Genomic DNA, 26,351 nt, shown 5'->3' with positions numbered 1-26,351 from the left:
CGAGAGTGACCCGTTTGTCTTTATTTCTTTTTTGTGGATAGCCAGCGATTTGGTATGAGGGGTGACCGATTTGCAGGGACACGTAGAAAAGTACGGGCGCCGCGAGCGCAGAACGTACTCTCGCGTTGCGGAAGTTCACGAACTCCCGAATTTAATTGAGATACAACAAAAGTCGTACGAATGGTTTTTGAGTGATGGATTGCGAGAACTTTTCGCAGATATCTCTCCCATTCAGGATTTTACAGGGAATCTGACTTTAGAATTTGTAGATTATAGCCTGGGGGATCCGAAGTACAGTGTCGAGGAATCTAAAGAGCGAGATGTAACCTATGCAGCTCCTCTGAGGGTAAAGGTGCGGTTGATTAACCGCGAAACAGGTGAAGTCAAGGAGCAAGAAGTCTTTATGGGAGATTTCCCGCTCATGACGGATACAGGTACCTTTATTATTAATGGTGCAGAACGGGTAATTGTCAGTCAGCTCGTACGTTCTCCTAGTGTGTATTTTAATACAAAGGTAGATAAAAACGGGAAAAGAACGTTTAGCGCTACCGTCATTCCTAATCGGGGCGCTTGGCTTGAACTTGAAACAGACGCAAAAGATATTATATATGTGCGTATTGACCGCACGCGCAAAATACCAGTAACTGTCTTGCTAAGGGCGCTTGGCTTTTCAACAGATGCCGAGATTTTAAACCTTCTTGGTGAAGATGAATACTTACGAAACACATTAGAAAAGGATAACACCGATTCTACTGAGAAGGCTTTAATTGAAATCTATGAACGCCTACGGCCGGGAGAACCTCCCACATTAGATAATGCGCGTAATTTATTGACTTCGCGCTTCTTTGATCCAAAGCGGTATGATTTGGCTGCGGTTGGTCGTTATAAACTCAATAAAAAGTTACACTTAAAAAATCGTTTGCTTAATCAACGATTGTCAGAGTCGCTTGTTGATGCGGATACCGGGGAGATTTTAGCTGAGGCTGGTCAAGTTGTGGATCGACGTCTGCTTGATCGTTTGCTTCCTTTTCTTGATTCTGGTCTTAATCAGCATACGTATCGATCATCGGCAGGTGTCACTGAGGATCCACAAATCCATGTACAAGAGATCCGCATTTTTAGTCAACGCGAAGATGGGAAGCCCATTAAAGTAATTGGTAATGGACGTATTGAAAAAAATGTAAAGCACATTATGCCGGCGGATATCATTGCATCGATTAGTTATTTTATGGATTTGCTTCATGGGATCGGGGATACAGATGATATTGACCACTTAGGGAATCGTCGTCTCCGCTCTGTTGGGGAATTGTTGCAAAATCAGTTTCGCATAGGTCTATCTCGTATGGAGCGCGTTGTTCGCGAACGGATGTCGATTCAGGATGCTAACGCGATTACTCCACAGGGGCTTATTAATATCAGACCTGTGATCGCATCGATCAAAGAGTTTTTTGGGTCGAGTCAGTTATCTCAGTTTATGGATCAGACGAATCCTTTGGCAGAATTGACACACAAACGTCGGCTATCTGCACTTGGCCCAGGCGGTCTTACGCGTGAGCGAGCTGGTTTTGAAGTGCGAGATGTTCACCACTCTCACTATGGTCGGATGTGTCCAATTGAAACGCCTGAAGGTCCGAATATTGGTTTGATCAATAGCTTGTCTACCTATGCGCGAATCAATGAATATGGTTTTATTGAAACGCCCTACCGACATGTTGATCCGGAAACCGGCCTGCTGACTGATCGTATCGATTATTTAACGGCTGATGAAGAAGATAATTATGTCGTTGGTCAAGCAACATCAAGGATTACACCTGAAGGTAAGTTTATGGATCCGGAACAAATTGTCCGTCATAAAGAAGAAATTCTAACAATGCCTGGTGACCGGGTCGATTATATTGACGTTTCACCTAAGCAAGTTGTTTCTGTTGCGACGGCGCTTATTCCTTTTTTGGAAAACGATGATGCCAACCGAGCGTTGATGGGTTCGAACATGCAACGTCAAGCCGTACCGCTATTGGTGACAGATGCACCGCTTGTTGGGACGGGGATGGAATACAAGGCAGCTCGTGATTCAGGTGTTGCTATACTTGCAAAACGTTCTGGCATTGTGGAGCGTGTAACTGCAAATGAGATTCAGATTCGCGCGCAGGAAATAGTTGATGGCAATGTTGTTCAGGGCAATATTGATCGCTATAAAGTGATGAAGTTTATGCGTTCAAACCAGGGGACATGTATCAATCAACGGCCGATTGTCAGATTGGGTGATAAAGTCCAAAAAGGTGATATTATTGCTGACGGCCCTGCTACAGATCAAGGTGAATTGGCACTTGGACGCAATGTTCTTGTCGCGTTTATGACGTGGGAAGGATACAACTATGAAGATGCAATTCTCTTAAGTGAAGACATTGTGAAGGAAGATGTCTATACTTCCATTCACGTAGAAGAATATGAGTCTGAGGCGCGGGACACAAAACTTGGGCCTGAAGAAATTACACGGGATATTCCGAATGTCGGGGAAGAGGCACTTCGCAATTTAGATGATCGCGGGATTATTCGCATCGGTGCAGAGATTGTCGCAGGTGACATTCTGGTAGGAAAAGTGACACCAAAAGGTGTGACTGAACTAACTGCAGAAGAGCGGTTGCTTCATGCGATCTTTGGTGAAAAGGCGCGAGAAGTCCGCGATACTTCGCTAAAGGCGCCAAATGGTGGGGCCGGTATTATTGTGGATGTAAAAGTATTCACTCGCGAAAATGGCGATGAATTACCTCCTGGTGTTAATCAGCTTGTGCGGGTTTATATTGCGCAAAAACGCAAGATTTCTGAAGGCGATAAGATGGCAGGAAGACACGGTAATAAGGGTGTTGTGGCCCGGATTATGCCTGTGGAAGATATGCCTTATTTGCCAGATGGAACGCCTGTGCAAATTGTGTTAAATCCATTGGGTGTTCCTTCGCGGATGAATATCGGACAAGTGCTTGAGACGCATCTAGGCATGGCGGCACATACACTTGGTATTCGGATTGCAACTCCAGTTTTTGATGGCGCTCATGAAGCTGATGTGTTCGATGCGTTAGAAGAGGCTGGTCTTGATCGCGATGGTAAGACGGTGCTTTATGATGGTAGAACTGGTGAACGATTTGATGGACGTGTGACTGTTGGCTATGTGTATATGTTGAAATTGCATCACTTGGTTGACGATAAGATTCATGCTCGTTCTACTGGACCGTATTCACTTGTTACGCAACAACCGCTTGGTGGTAAGGCGCAGTTTGGTGGTCAACGTTTTGGCGAGATGGAAGTGTGGGCGTTAGAGGCGTACGGCGCAGCTTATACACTCCAAGAAATTTTGACAGTCAAGTCGGATGATGTAGTTGGCCGTGTAAAGACGTACGAAGCAATTGTTAAAGGTGAAAATGTGCCTGAACCAGGAGTTCCTGAATCATTTAAGGTGCTCATCAAAGAACTGCAAAGTCTTGGGCTTGATGTAAAAATACTCTCTGAAGATGAACAAGAAATTGCCATGCGTGAATCCGATGAGGACGATGATACGACAGAAAAGCTTAATTTCAGTTTAGAGATGCGTGAAGTGGGCGAGGACTAAAAGTCCTTAAAGAGGACATAAGAGGGGGGCCCCTTTTGCTAGATGTCAATAACTTTGAGTATATGAAAATTGGTCTTGCCTCACCAGACAAGATTCGATCATGGTCGCATGGGGAAGTCAAAAAACCAGAAACAATTAATTACAGGACATTAAAGCCCGAGAAAGAGGGGCTGTTTTGTGAAAAGATTTTTGGACCTCAACGAGACTGGGAATGCCATTGTGGTAAGTACAAACGCGTTCGGTATAAAGGTGTAGTTTGTGATCGTTGTGGTGTGGAAGTAACGCGTGCCAAGGTTCGACGTGAACGCATGGGACATATCGAATTAGCTGCGCCAGTATCACATATTTGGTATTTTAAAGGCATTCCTAGCCGCATGGGTCTTGTATTAGACATGTCACCGCGCTCGCTAGAAGAAGTCATTTATTTTGCTTCGTATGTAGTTACTGACCCAGGTGATACGCCGCTTGAAAAAAAGCAACTACTTTCCGAAAAAGACTATCGCAGTTATCGTGAAAAGTATGGTTATGCGTTTGAAGCTGGCATGGGTGCTGAATCCATCAAAAAATTGTTATTAGAGATTGATATCGAGCGGGAAATTGAAACATTGCGTGAAGAGCTGCGCACTGTGCAAGGGCAACGCCGTAATCGGGCGATTAAACGTCTTGAAGTATTGGATGCTTTTAAACAATCAAGGAATGAACCGAGTTGGATGATTCTTGATGCACTTCCGGTTATACCTCCGGATTTGCGGCCAATGGTTCAGTTAGACGGAGGTCGTTTTGCGACTTCAGACTTAAATGATCTGTATCGCCGAGTGATCAATCGTAATAACCGTTTAAAACGGTTATTAGATTTGGGAGCACCGGATATTATCGTACAAAATGAGAAGCGGATGCTACAAGAAGCGGTAGATGCGCTCATTGATAATGGTCGTAGAGGTCGTCCTGTTACAGGACCTGGGAATCGCCCGCTAAAATCTCTTTCGCATATGCTAAAGGGAAAACAAGGACGGTTTAGACAAAATCTCTTAGGCAAACGGGTTGACTACTCTGGGCGATCTGTCATCGTCGTTGGACCAGAATTAAAAATGTACCAATGTGGATTGCCAAAAGAAATGGCATTAGAACTATTTAAACCCTTTGTTATGAAGGAACTCGTGGGTCAAGGGCTCGCGCATAATATTAAAAGTGCAAAACGCAAGGTAGAACGTGCGTCTCCAGAAGTGTGGGATGTACTCGAACAGGTTATTACTGAACATCCTGTATTGTTAAATCGGGCACCTACGTTGCATCGATTGGGTATTCAGGCGTTTGAACCGATACTTGTTGCAGGTCGTGCCATCAAGTTACATCCACTCGTCTGTACTGCATATAATGCAGACTTTGATGGTGACCAAATGGCTGTGCACGTACCTTTATCTGCGGAAGCGCAAGCCGAAGCGCGTTTGTTAATGCTTGCAGCGCACAATATCTTAAACCCTAAAGATGGGAAACCTGTAGTTACGCCAACTCAGGATATGGTTCTAGGTTCTTATTACTTAACCATTGAGAAGGCGAATGAACCAGGTGAAGGGCGAATTTTTAGCACTAAGGAAGAAGTTCTCCTTGCCTATCAGTATGATCAGATATCGTTGCATTCGCGCATTGTTATTCCTGCGCGCATGCTTGGAAAAACTTCATTTACAGCGGAACAACAACAAGCTCTTCTTGTCACGACGTGTGGGAAAATATTATTTAATGAAATTTTCCCTGTGGAATTTCCTTATATCAACGTTGCGGACAAGAAAAACCTTCTCGTTGGAACGCCTAATGAGTATTTTATCTTCGAAAAAGGTACGGATTTAAAAGCGTTTGTTGAAAAAGTACCTGTAAAGGGCGCTGTTGTGAAGTCCTTTTTGGGATCTATTATTGGAGAGTGTTTTAGCCGATTTGGAACAACTAAGACAGCTGAAATTCTTGACCGCGTTAAGCGTCTTGCATTTTCCTATTCAACAAAAGCTGGTATTACGATTTCTGTAGCAGATATTTATGTTCCCCAACAAAAAGAGGACATTGTAACTGATGCAGAGAAAAAAGAAGATGTTGTAGTTATGCAATTCCGCCGTGGTCTTATTACGGAAGAAGAGCGTTATAACCGATTTATTAGTATTTGGAGTAGTGCTAAAGATCAACTGACGAGTACATTGATGGATTCACTTGATCGCTTTAATCCTATCTATATGATGGCAGATTCAGGTGCTCGGGGATCTGTTTCGCAGATTACTCAGTTAGCCGGGATGCGTGGATTAATGGCCAATCCATCTGGGCGCATTATTGAATTACCAATTAAGTCTAACTTCCGCGAAGGTCTCAGTGTATTGGAGTACTTCATTTCAACTCATGGCGCGCGAAAAGGACTTGCAGATACGGCGCTTCGTACGGCTGACTCAGGTTATCTAACTAGACGTCTTGTGGATGTTGCGCAAGATACCATTGTTCGCAGTGATGATTGTGGAACAGACCGCGGTTTGCCGGTTTCACAAATTCGCGATGGTAAAGAGATTATTGAAGATTTGTATGATCGCATTGTTGGACGAATTGCGTTTTCCACTGTTCGCCATCCGGAGACGGGTGCAGTGCTTGTAGAGCGCAATCAATTGATCGATGAAACTATAGCTCGTACCATTATTGACGCAGGGATTACGGATCTTATGATTCGCTCTGTATTGACATGTCGTGCAAGACATGGCGTATGTATTAAATGTTATGGACGCAACTTAGCCACAGGTAAAATGGTGGAAATCGGTGAAGCAGTTGGTATTATTGCAGCGCAGTCTATTGGTGAGCCAGGAACACAGTTAACGATGCGTACCTTCCATACGGGCGGTGTAGCAGGCGATGATATTACTCAAGGTTTACCACGTATTCAGGAATTATTTGAAGCGCGCAATCCGAAAGGGCAAGCCATTATCACAGAGTTGACTGGTAAGGTGACTGAGATACGAGAAGCTAAGGATAAACGGGAGATTGAAATCACTGGTGAAGCTGAGACAAAAGCTTATACGGTGCCGTTTGGATCTAGGTTACGTGTGACGGTTGGTCAAGAACTGGAAGCTGGGGATGAGCTGACAGAAGGTAGTGTGGATCCTAAGGAGATGCTTCGTGTTAAGGGTTTGCGCGGTGTTCAAAACTATTTACTGCGTGAGGTCCAACGGGTTTATCGACTACAAGGGGTTGACATTGACGACAAGCACGTTGAAGTGATGGTGCGCCAAATGATGCGCAAGGTGCGTATTGTGGATAGCGGATCAACAGACCTTCTGCCTGGAACCTATGCTGATCTGTTTACCTATGAGGATGCCAATCGAGCAGCCTTGCTAACTGGCGGGGAACCGGCGGTAGCGAGAGCAGCGCTGTTAGGTATCACCAAAGCATCTCTTGAAACAGATTCCTTCTTATCTGCTGCGTCTTTTCAAGAGACGACGCGCGTGTTGACGGAAGCTGCTATTAAAGGTAAAGTAGATCGCTTACTAGGCCTTAAAGAGAATGTGATTATTGGTAAACTCATTCCTGCTGGGACGGGGATGGCAAGATACAGGAATATCGCATTGGTAGACACAGAAACTCAACAAATCGTAGGATCCAATGCTCATAGTGCACAAGAACCGAAATTGGAAAAAGTGACTGCTGATGTGGTTGAGTAAGATATCGGTCATCGTGTGATGCTTTTGCGGTGAATGTTGTATTTTAGAAGCTCGTGTAACCGCCTTTACTAGTGTGCGTAGTGCGCAGTAAAGGCGGTTCATTATTGCACATAATGATCTTCTGGGTATTGACATTGCACTGTTAAAGGTGATAACATATCGAAGTGTGCCTAGATAGGAAGAAGTGGAAATGGCGGATCGGCTGTATATTTTTATCGGATATGCAGATTAGCTGGCTACACACTTTGCAAAAAAGGCATCTGAACGAAGCATATCTTACGAGAGACACTGAGTCGTGTGATGCGTTTGCCACTGAGGCTGTGTAAAAGACAGGGTGTGTCTGTCGTATGATCGTTTTACATCTTGTTGGGGTTTACCTGCAGATTGTGAATGAACGCTTCGACAGTTGAAGCTTTGCGAAACTATTAGGCGTGTAGAACATAGTAAGTCAGCTCGGGGTTTTTAAGGTATGTGCGTCTTTTATTTGTCTGCAAATGATCCACCAGGGTCAGTGGTCTTGACTAAAGATGATGCACATGATTTGAATGTTGGCGGATGAGATAAGTCCGCTTTATAAGGAGGTGTACGACGTGCCGACGATTAATCAGCTAGTGCGTAAAGGACGCATGGTTATAGAAGAAAAGTCCGGAGCGCCGGCATTACAGAAGGGCTATAACAGCTTCCACAAGGAGCAAACGGATCTCCCTTCACCACAAAAACGCGGCGTGTGTACCCGTGTAGGGACGATGACCCCGAAAAAGCCAAACTCAGCACTTCGTAAGTATGCTCGTGTGCGTTTAACGAATGGTATTGAAGTAACTGCCTACATTCCTGGTATTGGTCATAACTTGCAGGAGCACTCCGTAGTTCTAGTGCGGGGCGGTCGTGTAAAGGACTTACCTGGTGTGAGGTATCACATTGTCCGTGGTGCACTTGATACTGCAGGCGTGAAAGACCGTCAACAGTCTCGTTCCAAGTACGGCGCCAAGCGTCCGAAGAAAAAGAAGTAATGAGCTTAAATGCTAGAAGTGATTTCTCTCATGTGATGAGGGTAATGGAAAGGGGGATTTGTCCATGCCGAGAAAAGGGCCAGTTCCGCGTCGCGATGTGATGCCGGATCCGGTTTATGAAAATAAATCGGTTACTCGCTTGATTAATAAGATTATGTTGGATGGTAAGCGTGGAGTAGCACAAAATATTGTTTACGGTGCGTTTGAAAAAGTACGTGAGCGTGCAGGTAAAGATCCGCTGGAAGTATTTGATGCAGCCATGAAAAATATCATGCCGGTTTTGGAAGTTAAAGCACGTCGGGTAGGGGGTTCAAACTACCAGGTGCCAATTGAAGTTCGTCCAGAGCGACGTTCTACGCTTGGCATCCGCTGGTTAGTCACCTATGCCCGTCAACGTCACGAAAAAAACATGGACGAGCGCTTGGCTAATGAAATTATGGATGCTGCTAATAACGCTGGTGGATCTGTGAAGAAGCGTGAAGATACACATCGGATGGCGGAGGCCAATAAGGCGTTTGCTCACTACCGCTGGTAGTCATTTGATGAATACAGTGTTATGCGATGCTATTCAGATCGCTTACGATGAAAGCAGGGAGGAGGGATTTCATGTCTAGACAGTTCCCGCTAGAAAAAACGCGCAACATTGGTATTATGGCTCACATCGATGCGGGGAAAACAACCACGACTGAGCGTATCTTGTTCTACACAGGGCGCGTCCATAAGATTGGCGAAGTGCACGAAGGTGCTGCGACCATGGACTGGATGGTTCAAGAACAAGAGCGTGGAATTACAATTACTTCGGCTGCTACCACTGCACAGTGGAAAGGGCACCGGATTAACATTATTGATACTCCTGGTCACGTTGATTTTACGGTTGAGGTAGAGCGTTCGTTACGTGTTCTTGATGGTGCTGTAGCGGTTTTTGATGCTAAAGGTGGCGTTGAACCACAGTCCGAGACTGTGTGGCGTCAAGCTGATAAATATGATGTTCCGCGGATCGCATATGTCAACAAGATGGATATTATCGGAGCAGACTTTTATGATTGCGTAGATCAAATTCGCGATCGTTTGAAATCTAATCCGGTGGCTATTCAAATTCCGATAGGCGCAGAGGATCATTTTACAGGTGTCATTGACCTGGTTGAAAATCGCGCAATCGTGTACACGGATGACCTTGGAACCACATCGGAATCACGGGATATTCCCGATGAGTATCGTGAGAAAGTTTCAGAGTACCGCATCAAGCTTCTTGAGGCAGTTGCAGAAGTAGATGAAGAATTGATGATGAAGTATCTTGATGGTGAAGAGTTAACTGTTGATGAGATTAAACGGGCATTGCGCGTTGGTACAATTAAGACTGGATTGGTACCTGTTTTATGCGGTTCATCGTATAAGAATAAGGGCGTTCAACCTATGCTTGATGCAGTAGTTGACTACTTACCTTCACCACTGGATATTCCGCCTGTTAAGGGCTTGGATGAAGATGGGGAATTTGAAGAGCGCATACCTGATGATGATCACGCCTTTTCAGCATTAGCGTTTAAGATTATGACCGATCCTTTTGTTGGTAAACTTGCATTCTTCCGTGTGTATTCTGGTCATTTGTCTTCTGGATCGTATGTTCTCAATTCAACAAAAGGGAAGAGAGAACGTATTGGACGGATTCTACAGATGCACGCAAACCATCGTGAAGAAATTCCTGTGGTTTATTCGGGGGATATCGCTGCTGCTGTTGGTCTTAAAGATACGACAACTGGTGATACCTTATGTGATGAAAAGTCCATCATTGTTCTAGAATCAATGGATTTTCCGGATCCGGTTATCTCCGTTGCTATTGAACCTAAGACCAAAGCTGACCAAGATAAGATGGGCATTGCTTTGAATAAACTTGCTGAAGAAGATCCTACCTTTAGGACGCGTACAGATCAAGAAACTGGTCAAACCATTATTTCGGGCATGGGTGAGTTACACCTTGAAATTATTGTTGATCGGATGGTACGCGAATTTAAGGTGGAGGCAAACGTTGGGAAACCAGAAGTTGCCTATAAAGAGACAATTCGCAATAAAGTCAAGGCTGAAGGTAAGTTCGTTCGCCAATCTGGTGGTCGTGGTCAGTATGGGCATGTATGGGTAGAATTTGAACCACTTGAACGCGGAGCTGGATACGTGTTTGAGAACAAAATTGTCGGTGGTGTGGTTCCGCGTGAATATGTGGCACCTGTCGATGCGGGTATTAAAGAAGCGATGCTAAATGGTGTCGTTGCTGGCTATCCGATGATTGATATCAAAGCGACAATTGTTGATGGTTCTTACCATGAAGTTGACTCTTCAGAAATGGCTTTCCACATCGCCGGTTCTATGGCTCTTAAAAATGGTGCCAATAAAGCGAATCCGACATTGCTAGAGCCTATTATGAAGGTTGAAGTTGTGGTGCCTGAGGAGTACATGGGTGACATTATGGGTGACATTAACTCGCGCCGAGGGCGTATTGAGGGAATGGAGTCACGTGCTGGAGCTCAAGTCATCAGAGGTTTTGTGCCGTTAGCGGAGATGTTTGGTTATGCAACTAGCCTCCGTTCGCGTACGCAAGGACGGGGAACGTATACGATGGAATTCTCGTCATACGAAGAAGTACCGCGTTCTGTTGCAGCAGAAATTATTGCAAAAAATAAAGGACAGTAAAACGATAAGGAGTTGATTTCATTGGGAAAGGCAAAATTTGAACGCAACAAACCGCACGTAAACATTGGTACCATTGGTCACGTTGACCACGGCAAGACGACTTTAACAGCTGCTATCACCACAGTTCTATCGCTAAATGGTCAAGCGCAAGCCATGTCGTATGCTTCGATTGACAAGGCTCCAGAAGAGCGTGAGCGCGGTATTACAATCAATACAGCTCATGTTGAGTATGAGACAGAAAATCGCCATTATGCTCACGTTGACTGCCCTGGTCATGCTGACTATGTTAAAAACATGATTACAGGTGCTGCACAGATGGACGGAGCTATCCTTGTTGTATCTGCATCAGATGGTCCAATGCCACAAACACGTGAGCACATTTTGCTTGCACGTCAAGTAGGTGTACCGCATATTGTCGTATTTATGAACAAATGCGATATGGTTGATGACGAAGAGTTGCTAGAGCTCGTTGAGTTAGAAATTCGCGATCTTCTAACTGAATATGAATTCCCTGGTGATGACACGCCTATTATTCGCGGATCTGCTTTAAAAGCTTTAGAAGATCCTAAAGGTGATTGGGCTGGAAAAATTACTGAGTTAATGGAAGCTGTAGATAGCTTTATTCCTACGCCAGTTCGCGATACAGATAAGCCTTTCTTGATGCCTGTTGAAGACGTCTTTACGATTACAGGTCGTGGCACTGTTGCGACAGGTCGTGTGGAACGTGGACAATTAAAAGTAGGCGACGAAGTAGAGATCGTCGGTTTGTCAGAAGCACCACGTAAAACGATTGCAACTGGTATTGAAATGTTCCGTAAGTTACTTGACTTTGCACAAGCAGGCGACAATATTGGTGCATTATTGCGCGGTGTTGATCGGAAAGATATTGAGCGTGGTCAAGTTATTTGTAAGCCTGGTTCGATTAAACCGCATACCTCTTTTGACGCATCAGTATATGTGTTGAAAAAAGAAGAGGGCGGTCGTCATACACCTTTCTTCAATAATTATCGTCCACAGTTTTATTTTCGTACCACTGATGTAACTGGCATTATTACACTTCCAGAAGGCGTGGAAATGGTTATGCCTGGCGATAACGTTACTCTTAAAGTGGAACTGATCGCACCGATTGCTATCGAAGATGGTACGCGGTTTGCTATCCGTGAAGGTGGACGTACAGTTGGCGCAGGTGTTGTTGTAGGTATTACGAAGTAAATGTTGAAGAATTAAAGCTAGGCGTATCGTGCGCCTAGCTTTTTTCTTTTTATTGGCATTGAAGCTTTTATATGCAACCTACTCCAGAGTGAGTGCTTGGTTTATTGCGCGTAAAGCATGTATAATAGAACGGGTGTCCTGATTGTGCGTAAACACCATTGAACTTTCTTTTGAAGGAGGCACACGATGAGCGAACCATCAGGCGTTACGGGTGGAGCATCTAGACCTGACGATAAGAACCAGAAATCTGGGTGGAGTAATTTATGGGATTGGATTAAGGCGATTCTTGTTGCTGTAGTCATTGCGTTTCTAATTCATCATTTCTTGTTTGCACAATTTCAAGTTGATGGGTTATCCATGTATCCTACATTGCATAACAACGAGCGATTGCTTGTAGATAAGATTCCATATTATTTTGGACCCCCTAAACCTGGAGACATTATCGTTTTTCGTTCTCCTTTTGGAGATGACTGGGTTAAACGGGTGATTGGAATACCTGGCGAAACACTAAAGATTTATGATGGGCAGTTGTACATTGATGGAAAGATTATAAAAGAACCATTTATTAATGGACCGATGAATCCTTATAAAAATTTTGGTCCTATTACTGTACCTCCAGGCGATTTATTTGTCATGGGTGACAATCGCAACATTAGTGAAGATTCACGTGTGATTGGGCCTATTCCGATCTCATCTGTCATTGGTAGAGTGGATTTTGTTTTCTGGCCACTCAGTCACTTTAAATTTATTGGTCCCACTCAAGAACACTATCTTCCACAATCACCTTGAAGATGATGGAGATCATTTTGGTTGATACTTGTGTTTTGCGGATTTCTTGTGTATAATTTCATACTGTTGGTTTCTGACTGCGATGATGCAAAAGGTTGCTCATGTACCAATGCCATATGGGTACCAATGGGGAGATTTTTGCGGAGTATGTCCAGCCGGTCATGAGCCGGAATAATTGGGCGATGAAGGAGGGAAACATGTGGCAAAGCAAAAAATTCGGATTCGACTTAAAGCGTATGACTACCGACTGCTAGATCAATCAGCTGAAAAAATCGTTGAGACTGCAAAACGGTCAGGCGCAGGAGTAGCTGGTCCGATTCCGTTGCCAACGGATAAGTCTGTGATAACCGTTCTGCGTTCACCGCATAAGTACAAGGATTCTCGCGAACAGTTTGAAATGAGAACGCATAAACGACTGATCGATATTTTGAGTCCAACGCAACAAACTGTAGATGCATTGATGCGCTTAGATTTACCGTCAGGCGTAGACATTGAGATTAAATTGTAGAGCTGTGCACGGCTTGGGAGGTGCAGGTAGTGAAAGGGATATTAGGACGCAAACTTGGTATGACGCAAGTGTTTCTGGATGACGGAAACGTAGTTCCTGTAACGGTTGTTGAAGCGGGACCGTGTGTAGTATTGCAGGTAAAAACCCCTCAAACAGACGGATACAGCAGCGTTCAACTTGGATTTGCAGATATGAAGCGGCCTTCAAAACCGCTTGCTGGTCATGCTGCAAAGGCCAATACGGTGGCCAAGCGCTACGTTCGTGAACTTCGTGGGCAACTTGATCAACAGTATGAAGTCGGTCAGGAAGTATTTGCGGATACGTTTAGCGCTGGAGATATCGTCGATGTAGTTGGCGTATCGAAGGGTAAGGGTACAGCGGGGCCAATTAAACGTCACAATCAATCCACTGGTCCTATGGGACATGGTTCTAAATACCACCGTGGAACAGGTTCTTTAGGTTCGATTGATGCAAATCGGGTCTTTAAGGGTCAAACGATGGCTGGTCGTATGGGTCATGAACGTGTGACTGTACAGAACCTACAAATTGTACGTGTGGATCGTGAACGGAATCTACTATTGATTAAGGGTGCCATACCTGGTCCTAAAAAAGGATTCGTCACAGTTCGTACAGCGGTGAAACATCGCTAACGAGTAAGAAAGGAGGTATATGAGATGCCGAAAGTACCTGTATACAATTTGAACGGAGCGGCAATTGGAGAAATTGAATTGTCGGATACGATATGGAATGCTCCTGTTCATCAAGCGGCAATGTACGATGTTGTGCAGAGTTTGCTAGCTTCTAAGCGCTCTGGAACACATAAAGTAAAAGGGCGTTCAGAAGTGCGCGGCGGTGGTCGTAAACCATGGAAACAAAAAGGTACTGGCCGTGCTCGTCAAGGTAGTATTCGTTCGCCGCAGTGGGTAGGCGGTGGAGTTGTACATGGTCCAACACCGAGATCGTATGCGTATCAATTGCCAAAGAAAATTAGGCGTTTAGCGTTACGCTCAGCGTTGACGACAAAAGTTCAAGCGGGAACCATTATAGTGCTTGATGAATTGGCTGTGTCGAATATAAAAACAAAACATATGCAATCTGCATTAGCAGCATTGGGTGTGTCGAGTAAAGCATTGTTAGTTGATGCTTCAAAAAGTCAAAATGTCTATTTGTCACTTCGTAACATACCGGGCACTTCATACTGTGCTGCAGATGGTTTGAATGTATATGACATTTTGAAATATGATCGATTGATTATCACTAAAGCCGGTGTTGCCCGTGTGGAGGAGGTGTTTGCGAAGTGAAAAATCCTCACGATATTATCCGTCGACCACTTGTAACTGAGAAGTCGATGGCGCTTATGGAGCGCCTTGTATATAGCTTTGAGGTTTCTGGCGATGCAAATAAGATTGAGATTGCAAAAGCGATTGAGATTGTGTTTCCGGGCGTCAAGGTAGTAAAGGTCAATACGATGTGGGTACCTGCTAAGCGCAAACGCTTTGGTAAGCACGTTGGTTATACATCTAAGTGGAAAAAGGCTCTAGTCACCTTGACGGAAGATTCGCAGCAACTTGATTTCTTCGGTCAAGCGTAGGTCTGAGTAAAGGAGGTATCCTCGTTGGCTATTAAAAAGTACAAACCGACTTCGCCGGGACGTCGTTTTATGTCGGTGTCGACGTTTGACGAAATCACAACTGATCGCCCTGAGCGTTCTTTGATCGAATCCTTGCCAAAACGCGCTGGTCGCAATCATCAAGGTAAGATTACGACACGTCACCGGGGCGGCGGGCATAAACGTCAGTACCGTATTATCGATTTTAAACGGAATAAAGATGGCATACCCGGCCGTGTTGCTACGATTGAGTATGATCCGAACCGTTCATCTCGCATCGCGCTCATTCATTATGTGGATGGTGAGAAACGGTACATTATTGCGCCGGTGGGCTTAAAAGTTGGCGATATGATCCATTCTGGTGTGGGTTCAGACATCAAGGTCGGAAATGCAATGCCCCTGTCTGCAGTGCCGGTTGGTACTGTTGTGCATAATGTCGAGTTGAAGCCAGGCAAAGGCGGTCAATTGGCGCGTGCAGCAGGTGCAGAAGCGCAACTACTGGCTAAAGAAGGAGACTACGCTCAGCTTCGCTTGTCTTCTGGTGAAGTGCGCATGGTTCGCATTGAGTGCCGCGCAACGATCGGACAAGTTGGAAATCTAGATCACGAGAATGTGAACTATGGTAAAGCTGGTCGTAAACGTTGGTTGGGCATTCGGCCTACGGTTCGAGGCGTTGTTATGAACCCGAACGATCACCCTCACGGTGGTGGTGAAGGTCGTGCGCCAATCGGACGCAAATCTCCGATGTCGCCTTGGGGTAAGCCTACTCTTGGCAAGAAAACACGCAAGAAGAATCACAGGACCGACAAGTATATCGTTCGTCGTCGCAAGAAGTAATCTTGCGTGACTTGCGAGAAGGGAGGACAATATCGTGGGCCGTTCATTAAAAAAAGGGCCGTTTGCTGACGATCATCTTCTGAAAAAAGTTGATGTATTGAATACCGCAAACGAAAAGCGCATCATTAAGACGTGGTCGCGTCGTTCGACGATTTTCCCGCAATTCGTGGGACATACCATTGCAGTTCATGATGGTCGCAAACATGTTCCAGTGTATATTTCTGAAGACATGGTTGGACATAAGTTAGGGGAATTTGCACCAACGCGGACTTTTAAAGGTCATGCAGGTGATGAGAAATCATCGCGGTCTCGTTAAGTGGGCTGGAAGATGAGAAAACTGAAGTAAAGGAGGTACGGAGATGGAAGCTAAAGCTATTGCGCGGCACATTCGTATCGCTCCGCGAAAAGTTCGATTAGTTGTGGACTTGATCCGTGGGAAGCGCGTTGGTGATGCGATTGCTATTTTGCGGCACACACCAAAAGCAGGATCCCCGGTTATAGAGAAGGTTCTGCGCTCGGCAATTGCCAACGCAGAGCATAATTACAACATGGATGTGGAGCAACTGGTTATTACGAAGATCTTCGTGGACCAAGGAACTACTTTAAAACGGTTCCATCCACGTGCGCAAGGTAGGGCGTTTAGCATTCTAAAGCACACGAGTCACATCACTGTGGTTGTGGGCGAAAAGTAGGGAGGGATTGACTGCATGGGGCAAAAGGTGCACCCAATTGGCATGCGAATCGGTATTATTCGCGACTGGGAGTCAAAGTGGTTTGCTAATAAGAAAGAATACAGAGGTTTGTTGCATGAAGACCTTAAAGTGCGGCAGTTTGTTCTAAAGCGCTTGAAAGACGCAGCAGTATCTCGTGTAGGCATTGAGCGTTCTGCCAATCGTTTGAATGTTACTGTTCATACTGCAAAACCAGGTATGGTGATCGGTAAAGGTGGTTCGGAAGTAGATACACTTCGCAATCAACTTTCTAGCTTGACTGGCAAGCGTGTACACATTAGCATTAATGAAATTAAGATCGCTGATCTTGATGCAAAATTGGTTGCTGATAATATTGCATTACAGTTAGAACGTCGTGTAGCATTTCGTCGTGCGATGAAGCAGGCGATGCAACGGACGTTGCGTGCTGGTGCAAAAGGTATAAAGGTGCAAGTGTCTGGACGTTTAGCGGGCGCAGATATTGCGCGTAACGAAGGATATTCAGAAGGAACTGTGCCGTTACACACTCTTCGTGCTGATATTGATTATGCACTAAGTGAAGCGGCCACAACGTATGGAAGAATCGGAGTTAAGGTGTGGATCTACCGCGGTGAGATTTTGCCAACGCGCGGGAAGAAAACCGCCGAATAGGGAGGTAACAAACCATGTTGATGCCAAAACGCGTGTTGCACCGCAAGGAACATCGCGGGCGTATGAAGGGCATGAGCAAGGGTGGCAACGAGATCGCGTTCGGTGATTATGGCCTTCAAGCGTTGGAGCCGGCGTGGATTACCAATCGTCAAATCGAAGCTGCTCGTATTGCTATGACGCGTTACATTCGCCGTGGTGGTAAGGTATGGATTAAGATTTTCCCGAGTAAACCAGTCACTGCTAAACCTGCTGAGACACGTATGGGAAGTGGTAAAGGTTCTCCGGAAAAGTGGGTTGCTGTTGTAAAACCTGGTCGCATTCTTTTTGAATTAGCTGGCGTACCGGAAGAAGTAGCACGGGAGGCGCTGAGACTAGCGTCGCATAAACTTCCTATTAAAACGAAGTTTATATCGCGTGCGGATATGGGGGGTGAACCAAATGAAAGTTAAGGACCTCCGTTTGCAAACGAATGGTGAGTTGGTCGATGCAATTGGTTCTCTAAAAGGAGAGTTGTTTAACCTGCGTTTTCAATTGGCCACTGGTCAGTGCGAAAATCCGATGCGTGTGCGCGAAGTTCGCAAAGCCATCGCGCGTGCAAAGACAATTCTTCGCGAGCGGGAACTAGGCATCGGTTAAGTTTAAAGGAAAGGGGAATCGATCTACATGGATGAGACCCGTAATGAAAGAAAGGTTCGGACTGGAACTGTTGTAAGCGATAAAATGCAAAAGACAGTTGTGGTTGCTGTAGAAACGACGAAGCCACATCCGCTCTATGGCAAACGTGTAAAACATACCAATCGTTTCAAAGCTCATGACGAGCAAAATGAAGCTAAGATCGGCGATGTGGTTCGTATTATGGAGACTCGCCCACTTAGTAAAGATAAGCGTTGGAGACTTTTGGAGATTGTAAAAAAAGCAGAAATTCTGTAATGCTCATTTTAGCGTGGGATGTCCCGTGCTGTTTGAAGGGAGGCATTTGCTGTGATTCAACCCCAAACGAGACTTGCTGTAGCTGACAATTCAGGCGCAAAGGAAATCATGTGTTTCCGTGTACTTGGTGGTTCAAATCGCCGTACGGCAAATATTGGCGATATCATTGTTGCTTCTGTAAAAAGCGCAACACCAGGCGGCGTTGTCAAAAAAGGCGACGTAGTTAAGGCGGTTGTCGTAAGAACGCGACGTGGTGTGCAACGGACCGATGGAACCTATATTCGGTTTGATGAAAATGCCGCCGTTATTATTCGTGAAGACAAAAGCCCGCGTGGAACACGGATCTTTGGACCAGTTGCTCGTGAGTTGCGCGATCGCGATTTTATGAAAATTATATCGTTAGCTCCTGAAGTACTATAAGGTGCTGCTTTGGAACGAGGAGGTGTGATGATGACCCAACCGAAGCTTAAGATTAAAAAAGGCGATCAAGTCATCGTAACGACAGGTAAAGATCGCGATAAAAAAGGTGTCGTTTTAGCGGTTTTTCCTAAAAAAAATCGAGTTTTAGTTGAGGGCGTTAACATGATTAAACGTCATATGAAACCAAGTATGACGATGCCTGATGGTGGTATTGTAGAACGTGAAGCACTGATTCACGTCTCCAATGTTGCGATTGTAGATCCTAAAACAGGAGCTCCAACTCGCGTCGGTTATAAGTTTTTAGAAGATGGTTCAAAAGTCAGATACGCGAAAAAGTCTGGCGAAGTGCTCGACAAGTAGCCAGGTTGAAAAGAGGTGTAGGGCATGGCACGTTTACGTGATCATTATGAAAATGAGATTATATCGCGTTTAATGCAAAAGTTTGAGTACAGAAGTGTGATGCAAGTACCTCGTTTAGAGAAAGTAGTTATCAACATGGGTGTTGGTGAAGCTGCTCAAAATGAGAAGGTTATGGATAATGCGGTTGGCGATTTAACGCTGATTGCTGGACAGAAGCCTGTTGTTACACGTGCTAAAAAGTCTATCGCTGGTTTTAAACTGCGCGAAGGACAAAAGATTGGTACCAAGGTTACATTGCGTGGAGAGCGCATGTATGATTTTGTTGATAAACTTTTCAACATTGCACTTCCTCGTGTACGCGACTTTCGTGGTGTATCATCGAAGGCGTTTGATGGTCGTGGCAACTACACATTAGGTTTGCGCGAGCAGTTGATATTTCCGGAAATAGAATACGATCGCATTGACAAGGTTCGTGGAATGGACGTCGTGCTTGTTACAACGGCTAAAACCGATGAAGAAGCGCGTGGTTTACTCGCAGAACTCGGAATGCCATTTCGTAAATCTTAAAAGGTCGTAGGGGGTAGAGTTGTGGCCAAGAAGTCGATGATTATTAAGGCTCAGCGTCCGCCGAAATTTAGCACCCGAGCTTATACGCGCTGCGAACGTTGCGGCCGTCCGCACTCAGTGCTGCGCAAGTTCGGGATTTGTCGGATTTGCTTTCGCGAATTGGCGCACCAGGGTCAGTTGCCTGGCGTAACCAAGTCTAGCTGGTAAGGGTAAACGGAAGGAGGTTGTCTTTTCATGGTGATGACAGATCCGATCGCGGATATGTTAACCCGCATTCGCAATGGCAATATGGTCGGCCACGAGAAAGTGGATATTCCTGGTTCGCGCATAAAGCATGCGATCGCTGATATTTTGAAATCAGAGGGGTATATTCGGGATGCGGAATTGATTCGAGATAATAAGCAGGGGACAATCCGCGTCCATCTCAAGTATGGTCCGAACAATGAACGTGTGATATCGGGATTAAAAAGAATTAGTAAGCCTGGTTTGCGTGTATATGCAGGATCAGAAGAAATGCCACGGGTGCTAGGTGGTCTCGGTATTGCGATTGTTTCAACATCGCACGGGATTATGACAGATCGTGAAGCTCGTAAGAATAAAGTTGGCGGAGAAGTTCTTTGCTACGTTTGGTAATTGAGTTTTGTTTAATTTAGAGGAGGTGTGATCGTGTCCCGGATCGGTAAAAGATCTATTCCAATTCCAAGTGGTGTTAACGTGGAGATTGACGGGAATGTTGTAACGGTTAAGGGTCCTAAAGGAACTTTAACACGCGCATTGCACCCGGACATGATTGTTAAAATGGAAGCGAGCGAAATTCAAGTTGAGCGTCCGAGTGACAGTAAACTTCATCGCAGTCTGCACGGTACAACGCGTAGCGTTGTTGCCAATATGGTTGATGGTGTGAATACTGGATTTCAAAAGACGCTTGAGCTTGTCGGTGTCGGTTACCGTGCCGCTAAGAGCGGAGACAAAGTGACGTTGTCGCTTGGATTCTCCCATCCAGTTGAGATTCTGCCTGAAGCAGGTCTTGAACTCGATGTTCCAGCTAATAACCGAGTCATTGTCAAGGGTATTGATAAAGAAAAAGTTGGTATATTTGCAGCTAAAATTCGTGATCTACGGAAACCTGAACCTTACAAAGGGAAAGGTATTCGCTACGAGAACGAGGTAGTTCGTCGCAAAGTTGGTAAAACTGGTAAGAAGTAAGGTTTAGGGGTGTGAAAACTTGATTACCAAACCGGATAAAGAAGCCGTACGGGCGCGTAGACATGCGCGGATTCGACGTCAATTGAGTGGAACGGCTGCTCGTCCCCGTCTAAACGTGTTTCGTTCTGACAAGCACATCTACGCTCAGATGATCGATGATGTATCGGGAACGACCATTGTCTCGGCATCTACTGTTGAAAAGTCTGTTCGTGAAAGTGTGCCTCATGGCAATACTGTTGCAGCGGCAGAAGCTATTGGAGAACTCGTTGCAAAACGTGCAGTAGAAAAAGGGATTTCTAAAGTTGTTTTTGATCGCGGTGGTTATTTGTATCATGGACGAATTCAAGCACTAGCTGATGCAGCACGTAAAGCAGGCTTGGAATTCTAATCGTCTAATGTAAGGGAGGGAAGTTACTCGTGCGTATTGATCCATCAAACCTTGATCTAACAGAAAAGGTGGTCTCGATCAATCGTGTCGCTAAAGTGGTTAAAGGCGGCCGACGCTTCAGTTTCAGCGCGTTGGTTGTCGTTGGCGATGGTCAGGGGCATGTAGGGGCTGGCCTTGGAAAAGCTTCTGAAGTTCAGGAAGCTGTCCGTAAAGGCGTTGCTGATGCAAAGAAAAACCTTATTCATGTGGCCATGCGTGGTACAACAGTACCACATGAAATGGTCGGTCGTTTTGGAGCAGGCAAGGTATTAATTAAACCAGCTCGCGAAGGTACAGGTGTTATCGCGGGTGGCCCTGTTCGTGCAGTATTGGAATTGGCTGGTATTAAAGACATTGTTACTAAGTCCTTGGGGTCATCCAATTCAATTAACATGGTACATGCGACATTGCAGGGCTTAGGAGCAATTAAACGTCCAGACGAGGTTGCTCGCCTGCGCGGTAAGACACTCCAGGAATTGCGCGGTTAGGAGGGCGATTTTCGATGAAACAATTGCAAATTAAATTAGTTCGGAGTTTGATCGGTCGGACCCAATCGCAGCGTGATACTGTGAAGTCGCTTGGCCTTCGGAAGATTAACCAAGTTGTACTTCGTGAGGATAATGCTTCGGTCCGTGGCATGGTAAGCAAAGTGAGTCATATGATCGAGCTTACTGAGATCGACGCCTAATAGGTTTTGGAGGGGTATCAGATGAAATTGCATGAACTTGCACCAGTACCTGGTTCTCGCCACTCTCGTAAGAGGCTTGGACGTGGCATTGGTTCCGGACTAGGTAAAACGTCTGGTCGGGGCCACAAAGGCCAATGGGCACGCTCAGGTGGCGGTGTGCGTCCTGGTTTTGAAGGCGGTCAAACACCGATTTTTAGACGGTTGCCTAAACGTGGTTTTAGTAATGCTCCTTTTAAGAAGGAGTGGTCGGTGGTTAATTTGAAAGAACTAGAACGTTTTGCAGCAGGAACTGTAGTAACTCCTGAGTTATTGCAAGCGGAAGGTCTAGTTAAAGGAGTTAGTGAGGGCGTAAAAATCCTTGCTGTTGGTGAGTTGTCTGCACCATTGACGATTCGCGCACACGCTTTTTCTGGTGCAGCGAAAGAGAAGATTGCAGCAGCTGGCGGCACTGTCGAGGTGATCTAGATGTTGCACAGCCTAGGGCGTGTCTGGCGAGCAAAGGATTTGCGCAAGCGCTTGTTGATCACCTTATTAATATTAGCTATTTATCGGATTGGCGCTGTCATTCCGGTACCTGGTGTCAATGCTTCGATGCTGCAGTCACTTGCTGCCAAGAGCCCTGTGGTGGGATTGCTTAACACGTTTTCTGGCGGTGCACTTTCGAATTTCTCGATTTTTTCGATGAGCATCTATCCCTATGTGACCGCTTCAATCATCGTGCAGTTGTTGCAGATGGGTGTTGTGCCACAGTGGGAAGACTGGTCCAAGGAAGGCGAGACAGGGCGAGCGAAACTGACGCAAGTGACGAGATACCTTACCATTATTTTAGGTTTGGTTCAGTCATCGGCATTAACGTTCTCCTTTACGCGTGAATTGGGACCGGGATTTATCGTGGATCCGAGCATTTGGACATTTGGGTTAATTGCTCTTACGCTGACAGCAGGTACTACTTTTTTGATGTGGTTAGGAGAGCAAATAACCGACAAGGGTGTAGGTAACGGAATCTCTGTCATTATCTTTTTGAGCATTTTATCTCGATTAGAGACAGTCATTCCTGAGATATATACCAATTGGTTTTATGCGCATCCCACAGAGTTATTTTTAAACATCGTTAAAGTTGTGGCTATGTTAGCAGGTGTATTAGTTCTTGTGGTGTTTGTTGTGTTTGTGCAACAAGGAGTTCGTCGAATTGCTGTCCAGTATGCACAAAAGCAAGTTGGTCAAAAGGTTTATAGTGGTCAGAGCACATTTATTCCGATTAAGGTCAATGCAGCTGGTGTTATTCCTGTGATTTTTGCGACTTCCGTGTTGTTTTTTCCGACAATCATTGCGCAGTTTTTTCACGGCAATAAGATTGCTACTTGGATTACGACAACGCTTAGTCCAACTTCAACGGTTTTTATTGTTGTGGAAATGGTACTGATTATCGGCTTTACATTTTTCTATACTCTAATTCAGATTAACCCAAGTCAATTGGCTGAACAGATGCAGAAAAATGGAGGGTATATAGTTGGTGTTAGACCAGGTAAGGCGACAGAAGATTATTTGGTTCGTATTATGAACCGGCTGTCTCTGGTTGGCGGGATTTTTCTAGCAGTTGTATCTGCAGTTCCCTATCTTTTTATGGGAATTACAGGCTTGTCGGGTGTTGCTTTTTACTTTGGTGGTACTTCGTTACTCATCGTCATTGGTGTGGCACTTGATACCGTAAGGCAACTAGAAGGTCTTGTGTTGCAACGGAGCTATAAGGGGTTCATCCGATGATATCAGTTTGGCAAGAAGGAGTGGGATTGGCATGCAAGTTGTATTTTTAGGGCTACCGGGTGCCGGTAAAGGTACACAGGCAACCAAAATTACTGAGGATTATGGTATACCACATATCGCGACTGGGGATATGTTTCGGTCAGCGATCTCTGCGGGAACTGATCTTGGTAAGGAAGTTCAGCGCTATCTTGATGCTGGTCTCCTCGTTCCAGACGAACTGACGATTCGGGTAGTTAAGGATCGTTTAGAGGCGAAAGATGCACAGAAGGGTTTCCTACTTGACGGGTTTCCCCGTACAAGGCCACAGGCGGAAGCGCTCGATCAGATTTTGGCTGAACTGGGTCGCCCGTTAACGAAAGTACTTTATCTCGTCGTTTCGCAAGATGAGTTACTTCGTCGCTTAACTGGTCGTCAAGTGTGTAAAGAATGTGGAGCAAGTTATCATGTAGTATTTAATCCACCGCATGTAGAAGGTATTTGCGATCGTTGCGGCGGTAAGTTAGTTACACGTGCAGATGATGAACCTCAAGCAGTTGCTGTGCGATTACAGCAAAATATGTTGCGCACAGAAGAACTTGCTGGGTTTTACGCAGAACGCGGTTTGTTGGGTAAAATTGACGGTGAACAAGCGATCTCGCACGTGTATGATGAAATACGGCAGATACTGCGAGGCGACACACATGATTACCGTTAAATCTCCTCGAGAGTTGGAAATTATGCGTGAAGCAGGGCGTATCGTTGCTATGGCACACGCAGAGGCCAAAAGGGTGTTGTGTGTAGGCATAACAACGCGCGAATTAGACGCAGTTGTAGAAGATATCATCCGCAAAGCTGGCGCAATACCTTCTTTTAAAGGCTATCAGGGCTTTCCGGCCTCTAGTTGTATCTCTATCAATGAAGAATTGGTTCATGGCATTCCTTCTGGACGGAAAGTTCAAGCTGGGGATATCGTGACGATTGATATTGGTGCTAACTATAAAGGTTACCATGGTGACAGTGCCTATACTCACGCAGTTGGGAACATATCTGCTGACGCACAGAGGTTACTCGATGTGACAGAAGCCTCTTTGTACGAAGGTATTAAACAGGCTCAAGTTGGTCATCGTCTGTCTGATATTTCTCATGCGATTCAGGTATATGTAGAAGCGCAAGGGATGTCAATTGTACGTGAGTATGTGGGTCATGGCATTGGTCAGGAAATGCATGAGGATCCGCAGATTTCAAACTACGGTCCACCTGGTAAAGGGCCACGCCTTAAAGCTGGTATGGTGCTTGCCATTGAACCGATGGTGAATTTGGGTGGACCTGAGGTCCGGACGTTGCTTGACAACTGGACTGTGGTAACAGAAGATGCTTCACTTTGTGCGCATTTTGAGCATAGTGTAGCAATCGCCGAGGATGGGCCGCATGTATTGACGGTTCTGTAAGCCAAAAGGAAGGAGTGAGTGCATGGCAAAGGATGATGTGATAGAAGTAGAGGGTAAAGTTATCGAACCTCTACCAAATGCTATGTTTCGTGTAGAACTTGAAAATGGTCATAAAATTTTGGCACACGTTTCGGGGAAAATTCGGATGAATTATATCAAGATTTTACCTGGGGATCGAGTTACGGTAGAATTATCACCATACGACCTTACAAGAGGTCGCATCACCTATCGGTATAAATAACCGGGAAGTGTGTAAGGGGGTTTGAACGATGAAGGTACGTCCTTCGGTAAAGCCAATGTGCGAGAAGTGCAAAATTATTCGCCGCAAAGGTAATGTGATGGTTATTTGTGAGAATCCTAAACACAAACAGCGTCAAGGATAATTAAAGGATAGTATAGGAGGTGCATGGAATGGCTCGTATCGCAGGCGTAGACTTACCACGCGATAAGCGAATTGAAATCGGCCTGACCTACATTTTTGGCATTGGTCGCCCGACGGCGAATCTGATTCTCGCAAAAACGGGAGTTGATCCTAATAAGCGAGTGACAGACTTAAGCGAAGAAGAAGTCCAATTACTTCGTGATGAGATCGATCGTACCTTTAAGGTTGAGGGAGATCTTCGGCGTGAGATTGCTTTAAATATTAAACGCTTAATTGAAATTGGCTCATATCGTGGTATGCGCCATCGCAGAGGATTGCCTGTGCGTGGTCAACGTAGCAAGACTAATGCTCGCACGCGTAAAGGTCCAAGGCGTACAGTTGCTGGTAAGAAGAAGTAAGTAGGGAGGCGTAGAAGTGGCTACAAAGGTTAAACGCAAGTCGACTGCGACCGTGCGGACAAAGCGCCGCGACCGTAAAAATGTAGAGACTGGGATTGCGCATATTCGCTCCACATTTAATAATACGATTGTAACGATTACTGATCCTACAGGTAATGCACTCAGTTGGGCTAGTTCCGGTGCACTTGGTTTTAAAGGGTCTCGTAAGAGTACTCCGTTTGCCGCACAGATGGCTGCTGAATCTGCAGCTAAAACTGCTATGGAACACGGAATGAAGACAGTCGAAGTGTATGTGAAGGGACCAGGTGCGGGTCGTGAGGCTGCGATTCGCTCATTGCAGACTGCTGGTCTTGAAGTTTCTGCGATTAAGGACGTTACACCGATACCGCATAATGGGTGTCGTCCACCTAAGCGTCGTCGAGTCTGAGTAAAGATAAGCGCTTAGTTTATGCGATTTTGCTGATTTGTATTCAAATAATCGCATAAA

At 45.4% G+C, this 26,351-nt stretch carries 35 protein-coding genes; all 35 read left to right on the top strand.

All coding sequences use genetic code 11. From position 1 onward, the window contains the following. Window positions 1–61: 61 nt before the first annotated feature. The 35 genes from rpoB (at window position 62) to rpsK (ending at window position 26,291) form a co-directional block, all read left to right on the top strand. The gene (rpoB, locus tag MM817_RS10650) at window positions 62–3,604 is read left to right on the top strand and encodes a DNA-directed RNA polymerase subunit beta (protein ID WP_419723384.1); all 3,543 of its coding nucleotides are present in this window, start codon (window positions 62–64) and stop codon (window positions 3,602–3,604) included. A 35-nt stretch (window positions 3,605–3,639) separates the two neighbouring features. Beyond that, window positions 3,640–7,287 carry a DNA-directed RNA polymerase subunit beta' gene (gene rpoC, locus MM817_RS10645; protein WP_241714695.1) on the top strand — a complete coding sequence of 1,216 codons (3,648 nt, stop codon included), beginning with the start codon at window positions 3,640–3,642 and terminating at the stop codon, window positions 7,285–7,287. A gap of 590 nt (window positions 7,288–7,877) precedes the next feature. After that, window positions 7,878–8,297, top strand: a complete 420-nt coding sequence (rpsL, locus tag MM817_RS10640) for a 30S ribosomal protein S12 (protein ID WP_241714693.1) — start codon at window positions 7,878–7,880, stop codon at window positions 8,295–8,297. Between the two features lie 64 nt (window positions 8,298–8,361). After that, complete coding sequence (gene rpsG, locus MM817_RS10635; protein WP_241714691.1) at window positions 8,362–8,832, top strand: 30S ribosomal protein S7; 471 nt, start codon at window positions 8,362–8,364, stop codon at window positions 8,830–8,832. A gap of 71 nt (window positions 8,833–8,903) precedes the next feature. Beyond that, complete coding sequence (gene fusA / locus MM817_RS10630; RefSeq protein ID WP_241714689.1) at window positions 8,904–10,979, top strand: elongation factor G; 2,076 nt, start codon at window positions 8,904–8,906, stop codon at window positions 10,977–10,979. Between the two features lie 21 nt (window positions 10,980–11,000). Next, complete coding sequence (tuf, locus tag MM817_RS10625) at window positions 11,001–12,191, top strand: elongation factor Tu (protein ID WP_241714687.1); 1,191 nt, start codon at window positions 11,001–11,003, stop codon at window positions 12,189–12,191. Between the two features lie 186 nt (window positions 12,192–12,377). Continuing rightward, a complete protein-coding gene (lepB, locus tag MM817_RS10620) occupies window positions 12,378–12,980 on the top strand; it encodes a signal peptidase I (protein ID WP_241714685.1) in 603 nt (200 codons plus the stop codon). Between the two features lie 199 nt (window positions 12,981–13,179). Beyond that, complete coding sequence (gene rpsJ, locus MM817_RS10615; protein ID WP_241714682.1) at window positions 13,180–13,488, top strand: 30S ribosomal protein S10; 309 nt, start codon at window positions 13,180–13,182, stop codon at window positions 13,486–13,488. 29 nt (window positions 13,489–13,517) lie between these two features. Continuing rightward, entirely contained in the window at window positions 13,518–14,138 is a 621-nt protein-coding gene (rplC, locus tag MM817_RS10610; protein WP_241714680.1) for a 50S ribosomal protein L3, read from the top strand. Between the two features lie 24 nt (window positions 14,139–14,162). Beyond that, entirely contained in the window at window positions 14,163–14,789 is a 627-nt protein-coding gene (gene rplD / locus MM817_RS10605; protein WP_241714679.1) for a 50S ribosomal protein L4, read from the top strand. After that, complete coding sequence (rplW, locus tag MM817_RS10600; RefSeq protein WP_241714677.1) at window positions 14,786–15,079, top strand: 50S ribosomal protein L23; 294 nt, start codon at window positions 14,786–14,788, stop codon at window positions 15,077–15,079. The genes rplD and rplW overlap by 4 nt, the downstream gene beginning before the upstream one ends. Before the next feature lie 24 nt (window positions 15,080–15,103). Further along, complete coding sequence (gene rplB / locus MM817_RS10595; protein WP_241714675.1) at window positions 15,104–15,934, top strand: 50S ribosomal protein L2; 831 nt, start codon at window positions 15,104–15,106, stop codon at window positions 15,932–15,934. A gap of 34 nt (window positions 15,935–15,968) precedes the next feature. Next, a complete protein-coding gene (rpsS, locus tag MM817_RS10590; RefSeq protein ID WP_241714673.1) occupies window positions 15,969–16,250 on the top strand; it encodes a 30S ribosomal protein S19 in 282 nt (93 codons plus the stop codon). A gap of 43 nt (window positions 16,251–16,293) precedes the next feature. Beyond that, window positions 16,294–16,626 (top strand): 50S ribosomal protein L22, encoded by a 333-nt coding sequence (rplV, locus tag MM817_RS10585; protein WP_241714671.1) that lies wholly within the window; start codon window positions 16,294–16,296, stop codon window positions 16,624–16,626. Between the two features lie 15 nt (window positions 16,627–16,641). Next, window positions 16,642–17,295, top strand: coding sequence for a 30S ribosomal protein S3 (gene rpsC / locus MM817_RS10580; protein ID WP_241714670.1), 654 nt, complete (start codon window positions 16,642–16,644; stop codon window positions 17,293–17,295). Window positions 17,296–17,309: 14 nt separating this feature from the next. Continuing rightward, window positions 17,310–17,744, top strand: coding sequence for a 50S ribosomal protein L16 (gene rplP / locus MM817_RS10575; RefSeq protein WP_241714668.1), 435 nt, complete (start codon window positions 17,310–17,312; stop codon window positions 17,742–17,744). After that, the gene (gene rpmC / locus MM817_RS10570) at window positions 17,734–17,931 is read left to right on the top strand and encodes a 50S ribosomal protein L29 (RefSeq protein WP_241714665.1); all 198 of its coding nucleotides are present in this window, start codon (window positions 17,734–17,736) and stop codon (window positions 17,929–17,931) included. The genes rplP and rpmC overlap by 11 nt, the downstream gene beginning before the upstream one ends. A gap of 27 nt (window positions 17,932–17,958) precedes the next feature. Then, window positions 17,959–18,225, top strand: a complete 267-nt coding sequence (gene rpsQ, locus MM817_RS10565; protein WP_241714664.1) for a 30S ribosomal protein S17 — start codon at window positions 17,959–17,961, stop codon at window positions 18,223–18,225. A 51-nt stretch (window positions 18,226–18,276) separates the two neighbouring features. Next, entirely contained in the window at window positions 18,277–18,645 is a 369-nt protein-coding gene (rplN, locus tag MM817_RS10560; protein WP_241714662.1) for a 50S ribosomal protein L14, read from the top strand. A gap of 30 nt (window positions 18,646–18,675) precedes the next feature. Continuing rightward, the gene (gene rplX, locus MM817_RS10555) at window positions 18,676–19,005 is read left to right on the top strand and encodes a 50S ribosomal protein L24 (protein ID WP_241714660.1); all 330 of its coding nucleotides are present in this window, start codon (window positions 18,676–18,678) and stop codon (window positions 19,003–19,005) included. A gap of 24 nt (window positions 19,006–19,029) precedes the next feature. After that, window positions 19,030–19,572, top strand: a complete 543-nt coding sequence (gene rplE, locus MM817_RS10550; RefSeq protein ID WP_241714658.1) for a 50S ribosomal protein L5 — start codon at window positions 19,030–19,032, stop codon at window positions 19,570–19,572. 21 nt (window positions 19,573–19,593) lie between these two features. Next, window positions 19,594–19,779, top strand: coding sequence for a type Z 30S ribosomal protein S14 (locus MM817_RS10545; RefSeq protein WP_241714655.1), 186 nt, complete (start codon window positions 19,594–19,596; stop codon window positions 19,777–19,779). A 27-nt stretch (window positions 19,780–19,806) separates the two neighbouring features. Next, a complete protein-coding gene (gene rpsH / locus MM817_RS10540) occupies window positions 19,807–20,205 on the top strand; it encodes a 30S ribosomal protein S8 (protein ID WP_241714653.1) in 399 nt (132 codons plus the stop codon). Window positions 20,206–20,238: 33 nt separating this feature from the next. Further along, window positions 20,239–20,778, top strand: a complete 540-nt coding sequence (rplF, locus tag MM817_RS10535) for a 50S ribosomal protein L6 (RefSeq protein ID WP_241714650.1) — start codon at window positions 20,239–20,241, stop codon at window positions 20,776–20,778. A gap of 19 nt (window positions 20,779–20,797) precedes the next feature. Further along, window positions 20,798–21,166 (top strand): 50S ribosomal protein L18, encoded by a 369-nt coding sequence (gene rplR / locus MM817_RS10530; protein ID WP_241714648.1) that lies wholly within the window; start codon window positions 20,798–20,800, stop codon window positions 21,164–21,166. Between the two features lie 29 nt (window positions 21,167–21,195). Then, on the top strand, window positions 21,196–21,693 hold the full coding sequence (gene rpsE, locus MM817_RS10525) for a 30S ribosomal protein S5 (protein WP_241714647.1): 498 nt from the start codon (window positions 21,196–21,198) through the stop codon (window positions 21,691–21,693). 14 nt (window positions 21,694–21,707) lie between these two features. Continuing rightward, window positions 21,708–21,893 (top strand): 50S ribosomal protein L30, encoded by a 186-nt coding sequence (gene rpmD / locus MM817_RS10520; RefSeq protein WP_241714645.1) that lies wholly within the window; start codon window positions 21,708–21,710, stop codon window positions 21,891–21,893. A 21-nt stretch (window positions 21,894–21,914) separates the two neighbouring features. Then, entirely contained in the window at window positions 21,915–22,358 is a 444-nt protein-coding gene (rplO, locus tag MM817_RS10515) for a 50S ribosomal protein L15 (RefSeq protein ID WP_241714643.1), read from the top strand. Continuing rightward, on the top strand, window positions 22,359–23,657 hold the full coding sequence (gene secY / locus MM817_RS10510; protein WP_241714641.1) for a preprotein translocase subunit SecY: 1,299 nt from the start codon (window positions 22,359–22,361) through the stop codon (window positions 23,655–23,657). It begins immediately after the preceding gene. Window positions 23,658–23,688: 31 nt separating this feature from the next. Further along, window positions 23,689–24,351: an adenylate kinase gene (locus MM817_RS10505; RefSeq protein WP_241714639.1), complete on the top strand. Its 663-nt coding sequence runs from the start codon at window positions 23,689–23,691 to the stop codon at window positions 24,349–24,351. Further along, complete coding sequence (gene map / locus MM817_RS10500; protein ID WP_241714636.1) at window positions 24,338–25,084, top strand: type I methionyl aminopeptidase; 747 nt, start codon at window positions 24,338–24,340, stop codon at window positions 25,082–25,084. Before MM817_RS10505 ends, map begins: the two co-directional genes overlap by 14 nt. Before the next feature lie 22 nt (window positions 25,085–25,106). Beyond that, the gene (infA, locus tag MM817_RS10495; protein WP_067561620.1) at window positions 25,107–25,325 is read left to right on the top strand and encodes a translation initiation factor IF-1; all 219 of its coding nucleotides are present in this window, start codon (window positions 25,107–25,109) and stop codon (window positions 25,323–25,325) included. 28 nt (window positions 25,326–25,353) lie between these two features. After that, window positions 25,354–25,467 (top strand): 50S ribosomal protein L36, encoded by a 114-nt coding sequence (gene rpmJ / locus MM817_RS10490; protein ID WP_241714634.1) that lies wholly within the window; start codon window positions 25,354–25,356, stop codon window positions 25,465–25,467. 28 nt (window positions 25,468–25,495) lie between these two features. Continuing rightward, the gene (gene rpsM, locus MM817_RS10485; protein ID WP_241714632.1) at window positions 25,496–25,864 is read left to right on the top strand and encodes a 30S ribosomal protein S13; all 369 of its coding nucleotides are present in this window, start codon (window positions 25,496–25,498) and stop codon (window positions 25,862–25,864) included. A gap of 16 nt (window positions 25,865–25,880) precedes the next feature. Beyond that, window positions 25,881–26,291 carry a 30S ribosomal protein S11 gene (rpsK, locus tag MM817_RS10480; protein WP_336605166.1) on the top strand — a complete coding sequence of 137 codons (411 nt, stop codon included), beginning with the start codon at window positions 25,881–25,883 and terminating at the stop codon, window positions 26,289–26,291. Window positions 26,292–26,351: the final 60 nt, after the last annotated feature.

Origin of the sequence: Sulfoacidibacillus ferrooxidans (assembly GCF_022606465.1) — a bacterium.
Taxonomy (GTDB): Bacteria; Bacillota; Bacilli; order Alicyclobacillales; family SLC66; genus Sulfoacidibacillus; species Sulfoacidibacillus ferrooxidans.
Note: the sequence above shows the minus strand (reverse complement) of the source record. Positions and strands in the feature narration are given on the sequence as shown.